This is a genomic window from uncultured Flavonifractor sp. (genome assembly GCF_944387675.1).
Classification (GTDB): Bacteria; Bacillota; Clostridia; order Oscillospirales; family Oscillospiraceae; genus Flavonifractor.
Map to the genome: position 1 here is coordinate 1 of NZ_CALXFV010000062.1, position 14,067 is coordinate 14,067.

12 protein-coding genes and 1 other annotated feature are annotated in these 14,067 nt (G+C 62.3%); of the genes, 9 read left to right on the forward strand and 3 right to left on the reverse strand.

Annotation, left to right across the window (positions count from 1 at the left end):
- The 6 genes from secE to rplL all read left to right on the forward strand — a co-directional run.
- Positions 1–207 (forward strand): preprotein translocase subunit SecE (gene secE, locus Q0J74_RS07135; RefSeq protein WP_297212707.1); only part of this gene is annotated, 207 nt, incomplete at its 5' end.
- A gap of 9 nt (positions 208–216) precedes the next feature.
- Entirely contained in the window at positions 217–741 is a 525-nt protein-coding gene (gene nusG, locus Q0J74_RS07140) for a transcription termination/antitermination protein NusG (RefSeq protein ID WP_297212708.1), read from the forward strand.
- A 94-nt stretch (positions 742–835) separates the two neighbouring features.
- Entirely contained in the window at positions 836–1,261 is a 426-nt protein-coding gene (gene rplK / locus Q0J74_RS07145; RefSeq protein WP_297212709.1) for a 50S ribosomal protein L11, read from the forward strand.
- 20 nt (positions 1,262–1,281) lie between these two features.
- Positions 1,282–1,974 (forward strand): 50S ribosomal protein L1, encoded by a 693-nt coding sequence (gene rplA, locus Q0J74_RS07150; RefSeq protein WP_297212710.1) that lies wholly within the window; start codon positions 1,282–1,284, stop codon positions 1,972–1,974.
- Positions 1,975–2,184: 210 nt separating this feature from the next.
- Positions 2,185–2,320, forward strand: a sequence feature (ribosomal protein L10 leader region).
- Between the two features lie 46 nt (positions 2,321–2,366).
- Positions 2,367–2,900 (forward strand): 50S ribosomal protein L10, encoded by a 534-nt coding sequence (gene rplJ, locus Q0J74_RS07155; RefSeq protein WP_297212711.1) that lies wholly within the window; start codon positions 2,367–2,369, stop codon positions 2,898–2,900.
- A 45-nt stretch (positions 2,901–2,945) separates the two neighbouring features.
- Positions 2,946–3,320, forward strand: a complete 375-nt coding sequence (rplL, locus tag Q0J74_RS07160) for a 50S ribosomal protein L7/L12 (protein ID WP_297212712.1) — start codon at positions 2,946–2,948, stop codon at positions 3,318–3,320.
- Positions 3,321–3,394: 74 nt separating this feature from the next.
- Here rplL and Q0J74_RS07165 read toward each other — a convergent pair whose 3' ends face one another.
- Positions 3,395–5,389 carry a sensor histidine kinase gene (locus Q0J74_RS07165; protein ID WP_297212713.1) on the reverse strand — a complete coding sequence of 665 codons (1,995 nt, stop codon included), beginning with the start codon at positions 5,387–5,389 and terminating at the stop codon, positions 3,395–3,397.
- 73 nt (positions 5,390–5,462) lie between these two features.
- Between Q0J74_RS07165 and Q0J74_RS07170 the strand changes: the two genes are divergently transcribed.
- Positions 5,463–7,178, forward strand: coding sequence for a hypothetical protein (locus tag Q0J74_RS07170; protein WP_297212714.1), 1,716 nt, complete (start codon positions 5,463–5,465; stop codon positions 7,176–7,178).
- A 37-nt stretch (positions 7,179–7,215) separates the two neighbouring features.
- Here the strand turns inward: Q0J74_RS07170 and Q0J74_RS07175 are convergent, their stop codons facing one another.
- Positions 7,216–7,908, reverse strand: a complete 693-nt coding sequence (locus Q0J74_RS07175) for a response regulator transcription factor (RefSeq protein WP_297212715.1) — start codon at positions 7,906–7,908, stop codon at positions 7,216–7,218.
- Positions 7,909–8,047: 139 nt separating this feature from the next.
- Positions 8,048–8,248: a helix-turn-helix domain-containing protein gene (locus Q0J74_RS07180; protein ID WP_297212716.1), complete on the reverse strand. Its 201-nt coding sequence runs from the start codon at positions 8,246–8,248 to the stop codon at positions 8,048–8,050.
- A 176-nt stretch (positions 8,249–8,424) separates the two neighbouring features.
- Here Q0J74_RS07180 and Q0J74_RS07185 point away from each other — a divergent pair, with 176 nt between their 5' ends.
- On the forward strand, positions 8,425–9,849 hold the full coding sequence (locus Q0J74_RS07185) for a hypothetical protein (RefSeq protein WP_297212718.1): 1,425 nt from the start codon (positions 8,425–8,427) through the stop codon (positions 9,847–9,849).
- Positions 9,850–9,880: 31 nt separating this feature from the next.
- Positions 9,881–14,067: InlB B-repeat-containing protein (locus Q0J74_RS07190; protein WP_297212720.1), on the forward strand; the 4,187-nt coding region annotated here is incomplete at its 3' end.

Genomic DNA, 14,067 nt, shown 5'->3' on the forward strand with positions numbered 1-14,067 from the left:
CCCGGCTTCTTCGCCCGGATCGGCAAGTGGTTCAAGGAGATGAAGAGCGAGCTGAAGAAGGTCCAGTGGCCCACCAAGAAGCAGACCATCAACAACACCGTGATCGTCATTGTCTGCTGCATCATTGTGGGCATCTGCATCTGGCTGTTCGACTGGCTCGCCGGCTCCGTGATCCGCGCCCTGCTTGATCTGTTCGGTAAGGGTTAAGGTGCTGAAATGGCTGATAACGCGAAGTGGTATGTGGTGCATACCTATTCCGGTTATGAGAACACGGTAGCCGCCAGCATCGAGAAGGCCGTGGAGAACCGCGGCCTGCGGGACCTGATTCAGGAGGTCAGCATCCCGCTGGAGACCGTGACGGAGATCACGGACAACGGCCCAAAGACGGTGGAGCGCAAGGTGTTCCCCGGCTATGTGCTGGTCAAAATGGTCATGACGGACGACACCTGGCATCTGGTGCGCAACATCCGGGGCGCTACCGGGTTTGTGGGTTCCGGCAACAAGGCCATTCCGCTCACCGATGAGGAGATCGCCGCCCTTGGCGTGGAGAAGCGCGAGGTGGTGGTGGGCTACCAGGTGGGCGACAATGTGAAGATCACCGACGGCGCCCTGGAGTCCTTCCTGGGTACCGTGGAGGAGATCGACCTGGACCGGAGGAAGGTCCGGGTGGTGGTCTCCATGTTCGGCCGGGAGACTCCCGTGGAGCTGGAGCTGGATCAGATCGAGCCCATTCAGGACTGACCTGCCGCTCCGCCGGCCCAATTCCCCGCACGTGGGAGGGACTGCTCCGCAGTTCCGCTTCCAACCACATTTATCGTAGGAGGTGCTGTTTCAAATGGCACAGAAAATTACTGGTTATGTGAAACTTCAGATTCCCGCGGGCAAGGCGACTCCCGCGCCCCCCGTAGGTCCCGCCCTTGGTCAGCACGGCATCAACATTGCCGCCTTCACCAAGGAGTTCAACGAGCGGACCAAGAACGACGTGGGCCTGATCATCCCCGTGGTGATCACCGTCTATGCCGACCGCTCCTTCTCCTTCATCACCAAGACTCCTCCCGCGGCCGTCCTCATCAAGAAGGCCTGCAACATCGAGTCCGGCTCCGGTGTACCCAACAAGACCAAGGTGGCCACCATCAGCAAGGAAGATGTGCGCAAGATTGCCGAGACCAAGATGCCCGACCTGAACGCGGCCAGCATCGAGGCGGCCATGAGCATGATCGCCGGCACTGCCCGCTCCATGGGCATCGTGGTGGGCGACTAAGCGGAAGGAGGGAATAGAGCATGTTTAGAGGCAAGAAATATCAGGAGAGCGCCAAGCTGGTTGACAAGAGCGCTCTGTACGATACCGCCGAGGCCATGGCCCTGGTGGTCAAGACGGCGCCCGCCAAGTTTGACGAGACGGTGGAGCTCCACGTGAAGCTGGGCGTTGACTCCCGTCACGCCGATCAGCAGGTCCGCGGCGCCATCGTGCTGCCCCACGGTACCGGCAAGACCCAGCGGGTGCTGGTGTTCGCCAAGGGCGACAAGGCGGAGGCCGCCAAGGCCGCCGGCGCCGACTTTGTAGGCGAGATGGACATGGTGGAGAAGATCCAGAAGGAGAACTGGTTCGACTACGATGTGGTCGTGGCCTCTCCCGACATGATGGGCGTTGTGGGCCGCCTGGGTAAGATTCTGGGTCCCAAGGGCCTGATGCCCTCCCCCAAGGCCGGCACCGTCACTCCCGACGTGGCCAAGGCCGTCACCGAGATCAAGGCCGGTAAGGTGGAGTACCGTCTGGACAAGACCAACATCATCCACTGCCCCATCGGCAAGGTCTCCTTCGGCCCCGAGAAGCTCACCGAGAACTTCAACGCCCTGATGGGCGCCATCATCAAGGCCAAGCCCGCCGCCGCCAAGGGTCAGTACATTCGCTCCTGCGTGTGTGCTTCCACCATGGGTCCCGGCGTGAAGATCAACGGCGCCAAGCTGATGTAACACATTCTAGGGGGGGACTTTGTCCCCCTAGATACAAAACTGCCGCGCCGCCCCTTGGGGGGCGGCACAGCAGTTTTGATACCCCCCTCGCCTCTGCCCGCAGAGGCGGTTGTGGCCGCCGCGGCCACAAGAAAAGGTGTGCTTTGCAGGCACATGTCCTGCTGCGCACGATTTTGGATAAGTCATGCTTGACATGGCCTGTCCGAAATGATATACTATTATGCGTGTTCAAAGACAGCAGGCGGCGCAAGCCATAAGTCCTGCCGAGAATGCAGCCACAACGGAATGAGTTTCTTTGTGCTGTTTTCGCTGCTTTGAATGCGGAAACAGCTTTTTTGTTGCGTGACTGCATCGGAAAAGTTGAACTCAAATTCAACGGAGGTGAATTCCAAATGCCTAACGCAAAGGTTCTCAGTGAGAAGCAGGCCATTGTGGCCGAGCTGACCGAGAAGCTGCAGACCGCCGCCAGCGGCGTGCTTGTGGACTATAAGGGCATCACCGTGGCCGAGGACACCGCGCTGCGTGCCGAGTGCCGGAAGAACGAGCTGGACTACGCGGTGGTGAAGAACACTCTGGTGCGCTTTGCCATCAACAATGTGGGTCTCAACGAGATGGACGAGGTGCTCAACGGCACTACTTCCCTGGCCCTGTCTCACGGCGATCCCATCGCCCCCATGCGGGTGATCAACAAGTTCTCCAAGCAGTTCAACGGCGCCAAGTTTACCATCAAGGCCGGCTTCATGGACGGCAAGGTGCTGGCCATGGACGAGATCATGGCTCTGGCCGAGCTGCCCTCCAAGGAGGCGCTCCAGGCCCAGGTCCTGGGTACCATGCTGGCGCCCATTACCAGCCTGGCCATCGTCCTCAAGGCCATCTGCGAGCAGAAGGGCGGCTCTGTGGAGCCCGCCGAAGCCGCCGCGGAATAAGAATCCCATCTGAACAACAAATAATTATTTAGGAGGTTACCTATCATGGCTTCTGAGAAAATCACTGCCCTCATCGAAGAGGTTAAGGGTCTGACTGTTCTGGAGCTCTCCGAGCTCGTCCACGCTCTGGAGGAGGAGTTCGGCGTCTCCGCCGCTGCTATGGCCGCTCCCGCCGCCGGCGGCGCTGCCGCTCCCGCTGCTGAGGAGAAGACCGAGTTTGACGTGGTCCTGGCCGAGATCGGCTCCGAGAAGATCAAGGTCATCAAGGCTGTCCGTGAGATCACCGGTCTGGGTCTGGCTGAGGCCAAGGCTACGGTTGAGGCCGCGCCCAAGGCCATCAAGGAGGGCGTGTCCAAGGACGAGGCCGAGGAGCTGAAGAAGAAGCTGGAGGAAGTCGGCGCCAAGGTGGAGCTGAAGTAACACACAGCATCTTGTTAAGCAAAAGGAAAGAGGTCCGCTGCAGGGGAATCTCCTGCGGCGGACCTCTTTTTTATTTATGGCACATATGCTTTGGGGGGCGGCGCTTTGGCGAGCAGGGGCAGGCGCAGGGTGAAAAGACTGCCCGCGCCGGGCTGGGAGGCGGCCTCCACCGTGCCGCCGTGCTCCAGGGCGACGGTGCGTACGATAAACAGACCAAGTCCCTCGCCGCTGTTGTCCGGCCGGCGGGTAAAGCCCTGCTCAAACAGATGGGGCAGATCCTCCGGCGGAATGCCGCGGCCGGAGTCCCGCACCGAGATGGCGGCGAAGGAGGAATCCAAGGTGAGCTCCAGCGTGATTACGCCGTCGGGCGGCGTAAAGGAGAGGGCGTTGTAGCAGAGGTTTTCCAGGGCGGCCTGCAGCCGGTCCTCATTGCCCCGGATGATCAACAGCTCTCTGGGCAGGCGGAGGTGGAAATGAATACCGGACAGCTCCATATCCGGCCGGTTGGCCTGATAGAACGCCTGTAGGAAATGATTCAGGCAGAGCTGCTTCTGGGCGGTCAGCCCCCGCTCTCCCCGGGAAAAGTCCTGGAGCAGATCCAGCCGTTCCCCCACGGTCTCCACCCGCTCCGACAGGGCGTCCAGATAGCTCGCGGTTTCCCGGTCCAAGGCCACGCCTCCGCTGCGCATCAGCTCCGCGTAGTTTTTCAGCGCGGCCAGCGGGTTTTTCAGATCGTGGAGCAGGCTGGCCAGCAGATCCCGGCGCTCCTTCAGCAGCCGCTCGATGCCCCTGGTTTTCTGATCCACCTCCTCCTGGAGATGCAGGGTGAGCCGCCGGTTTTCCTGGGCCAGCCGCATGCCGCGCTGCACCATCATGGCGGAAAAGCCGATCACCAGCGCAAAGCCGCCGTATTCGTCCGCCCAGGCGCCCCGGATGGGTTCCAGACGTTCCGACATCAGCACCGAAACGCTGAGGGACAGGCCGTAAAACCCGGCGGCGCACAGCAGGCAGCGCTCCAGCGGCTGTCCCGCTTTCAGACCGTAGCCCGCCAGAAGCAGCAGGTACAGGGCGGCCAACAGATTCCACAGGAAAAGAATGAGACCATAGCAGTTGATGAAAGCGGGGGCGCATGGTAAAATGAAAAACGGAAAAATGGCCGCGAAGACGCAGAGACCCACGCCGGCCGGCACCGCTACCCGCCGGTGGTACCAGCGTACGGACGCGCCGGACAGCTCGCCGGCCAGCTGGATGGCGCATAGCAGCACGATGTTGCTGGAGATGTCCTCCACTCCATAGAGCAGCCGCACGGAGGGGACGCCCAGGCTGCGCAGGAAAGGGTAGCAGACCCACAGGGCGAAAGCCAGGCTCAGAAGTCCCATCCACCGCATCAGCCGGTCCTGGCTCATCAGCCATTGGGCCAGATGATACAGTGCCACGGCCAGGGCGGAGAAGCACAGCAGCCCGTAAACCATCAGCCGCGCAGTGATCATGCGGGCGACGGCGGTGGGTGTGCCGATGGCCGGCGGATAATACATGCCGGAATAGTAGTGGGTATAGTTGGCGCACTGGATGAGAATCTCCGTATCCTCCCCGGCGGTGAAGGCGTAAACGCCGTCCATGACCAGGGGCATGTAGGGCTCCAGATAGCCCTGCTTACCTAACAGGACACCGTCTATGTAGACCCTGCCCGCGCACAGCAGCTCCGGCAAATAGAGGGCCAGCGCCACTGGCTGCCCCTGGTTTACCAGCCGGAGCCGGTAGGTGGCCGTTCCATAGGGACTGCCCAGGTGCTGGGAAAAGTTGGAGTATTCCCCTACATAGGTGTAGGCCGCCGCCGTCGTGCCGGCTGCAAAATCCTCCGGCGCCAGCAGCTGGCCGGGATAATACTCCCAGCCGTCCACCAGAAAGGCCACCTGCCTGGGGTCACTCTGGAGCAGGTTGTAGCCGTATCCCCCAGGAAGCGCGGCGGTATATTTGTTATCCAGCTCGTACAGGGCCAGGTAGGCTGCACTTCCAATCAGCAGCATCGCAGCCAGAAGGAGCAAACCCCGAACGGTTTGTTTCCTCATGCAAACACCTCACAGAAAGGATGAAAGATAGATGGGGCGCAGATGCAGAATCCTTTTATGTCTGGGAATGCTGGTGATATACGGGGCCGGCGGCCTGGTTTCCGCTGTGGCACAGCCGGCGGCCACGCCGCCGGCGGCAGAGGAATCGCCCCAGGTGAGCGAGTCGCCCCAGGTGAGCGAGTCGCCCCAGGTGAGCGAGTCGCCCCAGGTGAGCGAGTCGCCCCAGGTGAGCGAATCACCCCAGGTGAGCGAGCCGCCCCAGATAGGAGAACAGCCCCAGATACCGGAACCGCCTTCGGAGGAGACCCCGCCGCCGGTGGAATCCTACCACGTGATACTGGGAGATGAACGGATTGAAGCGGGGGAGATGCGCGATTACACCGCCATTTCTCCGGCATTTGCCGGAATGGAGGAGATAGAGGGCTATTATCCCGGGCTGCTGACCATTGAGCTTACAGGCCGGGTGGTGGTGGAAGCGGGCGGGAGCCTCGGCATCGGCACGCTGAGCCTGGGCGGCCCGGAGCTCAGTCCGGTGCTGACCGGTACAGGCCAGATCGTGGTAGAGGCAGGGGGCAGCCTGCGTCTGACAGATGTGCTCCTTGAGCCGGAGGGTGACGGGCCTATCGTTGTCCAGGAGCCGGGGGGATCGGTGGAGTTCCAACTGACCGAGGCGGCGGAGGGGCAGGTGGAGTGGTCCACGCCGCTGGTAAATAACCTCTACGACAGTCCGGAGGACCTGTGGCTGGAGGAGGGGACGGCTCTGACCGAGAAGCTGCTGCCCGCCGCCCTGTGGACGCAGCTGCAAACCTGCGGCGCCGAGGAGGAGGCCGAGATTGCCATCGCCTGGGATATGGAGGGCTACGACGGGCGGACCCAGGGAGAGCTGACCCTCACGGGACATTTTTTGGACGGATCGGGCATGGTGCTGTCCAGCCTGCTGCCCCTGGAACTTACCGTCCACTGGTATACGGCGGAGAATCTGGCAGTTACCAGCGCCGTTTGGAAGGGGGATCTCACACCCAGCGTGCAGCTGACGGTGGAGCAGCTGCCGGAGTTTGCCGATGTCTGGGGCGAGGTATCCACCGACCGGGGGGAGAGCTGGGAGCGCTGGGAGGATGAATCGGTATTTTTCATCGTTCCCGTGGAGCGGGAGGGAACCGCCTGCGTCTTCGTGCTGCCGGACGATACGCCCCGGTGGTTCCGCATTGCGGCGGAGGACCCCTGGGAACACCTGCACTGGAACTCGGATTGGTATTATCTGTACCCGGAGGAGCAGGAGGACTCCGGCGGAAACCGGGGCGGAAGCACCACGCCGGACACACCGGAGCGGGAGCCGGTTCCCCTGCCTGCCATAAGCCCGGAGCCGGAGCAGCCCCCTCTGCAGAAGGAACAGCTCCCCCTGCCGGTGGAGCAGCCGTCCCTTCCGGCGGCGTCTGAGCCACCGGAGGTGTCCCCCCCTCCGCCGGAACCGGAGGCGGCCTCCACCCCGGAGCAGCCCAGACCCAGGCCGCTGAAGGGACAGGGAACTGCCGTCTCCACTCCGGCGGAGCCGGAACAGACGCCGGTCCCCACGCTGCCGACGCAAATACCCCAGCCCTCCGCCGTCTCGGTTCCGTCCCCGGCTTCGGAAAAGGAGCCGGCGCAGAGCGCCGTCCCGGCTCCCGCCGGGGAGCAGCGGCCGGCCGGCAGCCTCTCCGGGCGCGCCCAGGGACTGCTGGTGGCCGGCGGCTTTGCGCTCTGCGCCGGCGCGGCTGCGGCAGCCGCCGGAATCTTCCGGAAAAAGAGATAGAAAACCAACCGCTTCGGCTGATGCCGGGGCGGTTTTTTTAAAGCCCGATTTCAGGGGTATCCCGGAACCGGTAGCCCTTTCCACGCACGGTTTCGATGTAATGTGCGCCGGGACACAGCCGATCCAGCTTCTGACGGACCCGGGCCGCGCAGACCTGGATGTTGTGCAGCCCCTGATTGATGGGCGCCTTCCACACCCTGTCGTGCAGCTGCTCATAGGAGAACACCTGGCCCGGATTGCGGGCGAGGAAGGCCAGCAGGTCAAACTCCAGAGCGGTGAAGCTGCCGGTATCTGACCCGTAGCGCACCTCCCGCAGCCCCAGGTCAATTTCCAGCCTACCGAAGCGCAGCACGTCGCCCAGTTCGATGTTGCGCCGCCGGGAGATCCGCAGCCGCAGCCGCAGCTCCAGCTCCACCAGGGAGTAGGGCTTGGCCAGATAGTCGTCTCCGCCGGCCATCAGGCCCCGGATGCGGTCGTCCGTCTTGGCGTAGGCCGACAGGAAGAGCACCGGCACTTGACTGACCTCCCGCAGGCGGCGGCACACGCACACGCCGTCTATGCCTGGCATGTCCACGTCCAGCACCACCGCGTCCAGCGCGGCGGTACCGGCAATGCGCAGAGCGTCGCTGCCGTTGGAAGCCTGATAGATCTGATATCCCGCCTTTTCCAGAAAGGCGGCGTTGGTGGCCTGAATGTGGGGATCATCATCCACCAGCAGGACCCGGTACATGCGGGCTCACCCCCTTTGCGTAATTGTATCATATCACATACAAAAGGCCAGGAAAATCACAAGATCGTCACATTTGGCAAAACCGTGGAATATGGACCTCATTTTGATTATAATGAAAAAAACGGGAGGGGCAGTTCCGCTAATCCTGCAGATATTCCGCGATGTCCTCCAGCCGGCAGTTCAGCACGCTGCACAGCTTGTTCAGCGTCTTGGTCTCCATGTTGTCGTTGGCCCGCAGCCTGCGGATGGTTTTGCTGTCAATCCCGCACTTTTCCCGCAGCTGATAAGTGGTAACACCCTGTTGCTCCATAACATTCCATAACTTATTGAAGACAATCATCGAAGCAAACCTCCTTGTTGACAGAAGTTAGTATGGGGGTTATAATCTTTTCCATTAAGGGGATATAACCCCCATATGGAGCGATAATCCGAGAAAAATCAGCATTGCAGAGGGAAGCGAATCGTTCTGGCGCCCGCAGCGGAAAAACCGGAAAGCGGGCGGGGAGGGAGATGGCGGTGGCGCGGCAGAAACGGCATCTGGGCGGATTTGTAGCCCTGAACAACGGCATCATTTCGGACTGCTACAGCTGGGTTGATCTACACCAGGCGGAGCACGGCGTATCCGGCGGCTTCTGCGGGGAAAACCGTGGAAAGCTGGAGCGCTGCGCGGCCCAGGGCCGGGTACGGGGGAAGAGAAAGCGGAGCGGCTTCTGCGGGCAGCAGTCCGGCCGGTGCAGCGGGGGAGTGTGGCTGCGGCCGGAGCAGGCGGTGGAGGAGCAGTGGCAGGACTGGGCGCAGGGCGTGCCGGAGGGGGCGCTTACGCCGGAGCGGCTGGAGGGCTGGGACCTGGAGAGGGTCTGGCACCTGGAATCCGCCCCGGGCGAAGGTCCGCGGCTGCGCCTGTATGACCGGCGGGAGGTCCGGGAGGACTACGGTCGGGTGGTGGAGATCGGCAGCCGGCAGGCGCTGCTGGAGGTGGCCAGGCAGATAAACAGCGGGGCGGCGGAGCCGGACACCTGCTACCGCCTGACAGCGGATATCGACCTGGGCGGCAGGGGATGGCAGCCGATGGGCGCGGACGGCAACACCCCCTTCCGCGGGTGCTTTGACGGCGGCGGGCATGAGATCCGCAACCTGCTCATCCACAGCGGACGGCACCCCTTTGCCGGCCTGTTCGGCCACGTGGCTGGGGACGGAGTGGTGTGCAACCTCCGGCTGGACTGCCAACTGGTGGGCCGGGGCAGCACTGCGGCGCCCCTGTGCGCGGTCAACGATGGGGAGATCATCAACTGTACCGTCCGTTTCCACGCCGAGCCGTCTCGCTATACCGGCGGCCTGGTCGGACAGAATAACGGCGTAATCCAGCGCACCTCCACCTGGGGAAAGCTCCGGCGCCGGGCGGCGCCCCCCTGGTGGCTGGCGGCGCTGCTCCTGCTGCTGCTCAGCCTGCCGACGCCCATCTATTTTGCCCTGACGGCCCAGGCGGCCGGCCAGGAGATTTTTGCCCCGGTCATTCTGGACCCCAACGCCGTCCCCATTGAGGCGGAATTCACCCCGGCGCCGGCGGAAGAGGAGGACAGCAGCGCCGCATTCATCATGAACGCGGAGATGTATGTGAGCAGGGAGAACTATGCCGGCGCCATCGGCCTGCGCTGTCCCAGCTGGAGTACCCGGGGCTTCGTGGCCACGGTCCGCCTGACGCCGGAGGACCAGGCGAGGGCGGGCTGGTCCGGGGACGGGTCCTATGTGCCGCTGTATCAGTCCGGCCTGATCGTCCCAGGCTACGGGGTGGATGTCATCACTCTGGGTGCGCTGCCGGACGGCAGGCGCCTGCCCGCCGGGGACTATGAGCTGTCGGTGCTGCTGGAATTTTACGATGTGGTGACCAATGAAAAATCCGCCGTCAACACCGTGGTACCTCTGGAGGTCACGGTGGGCTGACGGCGGAAATCGACGGAAAGGAGGCAGTGGGATGAAGTTCTGGTACCGGCCCCGCAGGCTGCTGCGGACAGCGTCCCGCTGCCGCGTACGGCGGCGGTCCCTGTCCCTGGTTCTGTGTGTCAGCCTGCTGCTGGCCCTGTTTCCCGCTGTGGTGCGGGCGGAGGGAGAGAATGCCGTTACCTTTGTAAACTTTGACCTCTCCCCGCTGGAGGGAGCGTACACCTTTTCCGGCGTACCCTCAGGGACACGGCTGTATCCGGCGGATGAGCTGATGGAAGTGGCCGGCTTTGTTCCGGCGGCGGACTGCGGCTGGTATCTGTACTACCCAGGCGGCGGCGAGGTGGGTGCATACGGACCCCATGCCATTGCCGACCCGCCGGAGCGGGACGGATATATTTTTCAGGACTGGGCGGCCCAGAACGCCGACGGAGACGATATCTATACCGTCACGGAAAACACCACCTTTGTGGCCCGCTATGTGAGCCTGAGCCAGTACATCGTCAATCTCTACTACCTCTTTGACAACCAGGCGGGTACCGTGGCGGCGGAGACCTCCACCGTTCCCTACGGCCTGGGGGAGGGGATTTCCATCCCCCTGCCCCAGTCCGAGTCCCTGGCCGGACTGTCCCCCCTGATCATCTCCGATTCAGCGGACCAGGCGGTGCAGGGTGCGGTGGCCGCGCTGAATGGGATGCTCCAAGGCGCCGCCTTTTCCGGCGCTCTGGACGGCGCTTTTCTGGAAAATTGCCGCACGGCGGGCTTCGTGGGCTGGGACGAGGCCCAGTCGGACTATGAGAAAGATGAAAACGGCAACGTACAGATCAGCATTCCCATCACTTATCGGCTGACCGGTGAAGTAAAGTTTGAAGTGGCCTATTATCAGCAGGACGCGGAAAACCCGTACATCTACCATGAGGTGGAGGCGGACCACGTCACCGGGTCCGTCACCGGCACCACCAGGGTCAGCCTGGAGGAGCTGGGGCTGGTGGCGCGCTATGCCGGCTTCACCCTCACCGCCGCCTCGGCGGAGGACGCGGCCAGCTATGGCATCAACGCCAACGGCACCAGCGTCATCCCCCTGTACTACGACCGGAACATCCATTACATCTATTATCAGATGAACGGGGGCAATGCCCTTGATCCGGTCCCCCTGCGCTATGGGCAGGCCATCCCGGGGGAGGTGACGGCGGAGGAGAGCGCCCTCCGTGCCGGGTACACCTTTGCAGGCTGGACCTGGATGGACGGGGAGGGCGGCCAGATGGACTCCGCTCCCGCCGCCATGCCGGACCAGGATCTTACCCTGGAAGCCAACTGGTCGGGTGCGGATACCACCGTTACTCTGGTCTACTGGCTGGAAAATGCCAATGACGACGCCTACACCGTGGCCGGGCAGCGGCAGATTACCGTTACCTCCGGCCAGACGGTGGGCTACCAAGATCCTGCTTATCCGGCAAATACCGTGGCCGTGGATATCAGCGGGTACACTTCCCCGGATGCGATGGCCGTGGCTGGAGTGGATGACGGAAAATACTTTACCTTTGCCTCCGCGGACAGCAGCACCCAGTATCCGCCCGGCGTGGAAGGGGGACCCAAGACCGCCGCCGGGGACGGTACCACCGTCATCAACATCGGCTATACCCGAAACGAATATACGTTGGTGTTCCACCTGGGTAAGATTAGCGACGGCACAGACGGTCTGGTTAATACCTGGGTTTATATTTCCACGGGGGGAAACTCCAACAGCAGCGATCCCACGGACTGGACCAGCGGCTATACAGGCTGGACCGCCGGAGGGAAGCAGGCAGAGCTGAACATCAACGGGCAAAGCTATAAGATCAGCAACGACGATGCCGACTGCTATCAGATCACCGCAAAATATGGTGCCTACATCTCCCAGCTCTGGCCGGTGGCCACGGATGGTACCACCAGTAACGTGACCTATAATGGGGTTACCTACCGGCTTTTTACCTGGGGGACCCACAAGAAAAGTCCGTACTATAGCAGCCATACCGACAACCGGAACATCATCGGCGTATATCCCACGCTATCTGCCGAACTGATTATTGATCCGGAGAACCCCGATGTGGTACACCATCTGACCGCCTACTGGAGCGCGTCCAATTCCGGTAAAACCCACCACTATATGTTTGAGTCGGTGCCTGGAACCACGGGAACAGCGGTCTCCTTCAGTCAATATGCTGCTTACAGCGGAGTGAATACCCAGGGGAGCGGTGGGAAGGAGGCGGTAAAAAGCCTTAGCTTTTATGAATATGACTCCACGCAGGTGCGCACCTCTGCTGAGTCGTGGCGGCAAAACGCCCCCGCCTTTGCCAACGTGACCTACCGGTACGGCTGCTTTCGCGGGGACGACATTTATTTCTTCTACACCTACGACGACTATACCCTGACCTACCACGAGAACAACCCAAATCTCATCACCGGGGAGTTGGCCCGGAGTAAAACCGTCCCTTTCCATTATGTGGACGGCAAGCCGGTGGCGGAGCTGATAGAGGAAGAGGCGGACTATACGCCGGAGCAGCCCTATGTGTCCTCCTACGGCAATGAATATACCTTTGGCGGCTGGTACACCTCCAACTCCGACTTCAGCTCACGGTACCGGGTGGACTGGTCCAGCTTTGCCCCTGCGTCCAATGTGAATGTATACGCCGCCTGGACGGCGCCCACCTTTACCCTGACCCTGATTGTCCCGGGCGGCGTGCTCTACCAGGACTCCCTGGACCAGTTTGAAGAGAAGAACTACGACTGGACCAGCTTCCCGGCGGTGGGGACGGACGGAGAACTGGTTACCACCTACGTGATTTCCGGCATTCCCGGCGGTACCAAGGGCAGCGAGATTGTGGAGGAGCGGAAGGGCGCCCAAAGCAGCCACGGCCTGGCCTTCGACTACTGGGGCTATGAGGTGAACGGGACGGAGCAGCGCTACCTGTTTGATGAGTCCCAGCTGGTGGTGGACGACCTGACCCTCACCGCCCGCTGGAAGACGGAATATACCGGCCGCTACACCGTGCGCTATCTGACCCAGGAGGTCCAGGAAAACGGCCTTGACACCGTGGAGATGGAGGGGCGGACCTATTACCGCCTGCTGGAGGACCGGACCGTCACCGGCGTGGCGGTGGGTTCCTCCGTAACTGAGGAGGCCCAGCCGTTCAGCGGCTATCTCTCCACCGAGGGGACTGTCACCAAGGTGGTGGAAGCAGGGGCCGGAGATGAGAGCATAACCGTATTCGACTTTTTCTATGAAAAGGTCACCGGCCGGGTGACCTATACCGTCCACTACGTGCGGGATACCGGCGCAGACTATGGCCGGACCGCTCCGCCGGAGGATGTGCTATACCTGGCCCCGGACAAGGCGGTAACCGTGGAGGAGGCCGCGCTGAACAACTCCACCTCCGTCCAGGAGAACGCGGTGATGGTGGGGGGCCACACCCCCCGGGACAGCTGGAGCGCCACTCTGGCCCTCTCCGCCGACGAGGCCCAGAACCACCTGTACTTCTACTATGTCTCCAACGTACTGGAGCTTTCCGTCCAGGCGGTGTATCATTTCCAGAATCCTCAGGGGGAGTATGAGCCTGACCAGGCCCTGACCTTTTCCGGGACCGCCGCCCTGGGGCAGGTACTGTCCAGCGCGGAGCTGGTGACCGGCTACGGGCGGTACTTTGAGGACACCGACGCCTTGGCGGAGGAGATGGTTGGACATATCCTGGACGAAGCCCTCACCCAGCCCTACCTGCTGGTGACGCAGGCCGAGGCCAACAATGTGCTCCACATCTACCTGAAAAACGGCCAGTATAGCCTGACCTATGACCTGAACAGCGGCGGAGACATCCAATTTCCGGTGTCCTGGCCGGACGCCGGCGCCTTCCTGACGGAGGAGGCCGGGGGCGGGGCCTGGTATGAGACGGTGACCTATCCCAACCCGGCCACAGTACCCCAGACCGTACCCAGCCGCCTGTCCTACCGCTTCACGGGCTGGAACACCGCCGCCGACGGCAGCGGGGCGGCTTACCCGGCGGAGGAGTTGTCCGGCGCGCCGTGGTATACGGGGAGCGGCCTGTATCAGGACGTCACCCTCTACGCCCAGTGGGAGAGGCAGTTCACCGTTACCTTCCACCTCCGGGAGGGAAGCTGGACGGACAGCGGCAGCGGATTTTATGAGAGCGGGGACAGCATGTCCTGGTACGCCTACGTGGACCCCGG

What these genes read in the sequence shown, in the direction of transcription:
- Q0J74_RS07165 (WP_297212713.1), bottom strand. Translation starts at nt 5,389, where the DNA reads ATGAGGAAACAAACCGTTCGGGGTTTGCTCCTTCTGGCTGCGATGCTG.
- rplJ (WP_297212711.1), top strand. Translation starts at nt 2,367, where the DNA reads ATGCCTAACGCAAAGGTTCTCAGTGAGAAGCAGGCCATTGTGGCCGAG.
- rplL (WP_297212712.1), top strand. Translation starts at nt 2,946, where the DNA reads ATGGCTTCTGAGAAAATCACTGCCCTCATCGAAGAGGTTAAGGGTCTG.
- Q0J74_RS07175 (WP_297212715.1), bottom strand. Translation starts at nt 7,908, where the DNA reads ATGTACCGGGTCCTGCTGGTGGATGATGATCCCCACATTCAGGCCACC.
- nusG (WP_297212708.1), top strand. Translation starts at nt 217, where the DNA reads ATGGCTGATAACGCGAAGTGGTATGTGGTGCATACCTATTCCGGTTAT.
- rplK (WP_297212709.1), top strand. Translation starts at nt 836, where the DNA reads ATGGCACAGAAAATTACTGGTTATGTGAAACTTCAGATTCCCGCGGGC.
- Q0J74_RS07180 (WP_297212716.1), bottom strand. Translation starts at nt 8,248, where the DNA reads ATGATTGTCTTCAATAAGTTATGGAATGTTATGGAGCAACAGGGTGTT.
- rplA (WP_297212710.1), top strand. Translation starts at nt 1,282, where the DNA reads ATGTTTAGAGGCAAGAAATATCAGGAGAGCGCCAAGCTGGTTGACAAG.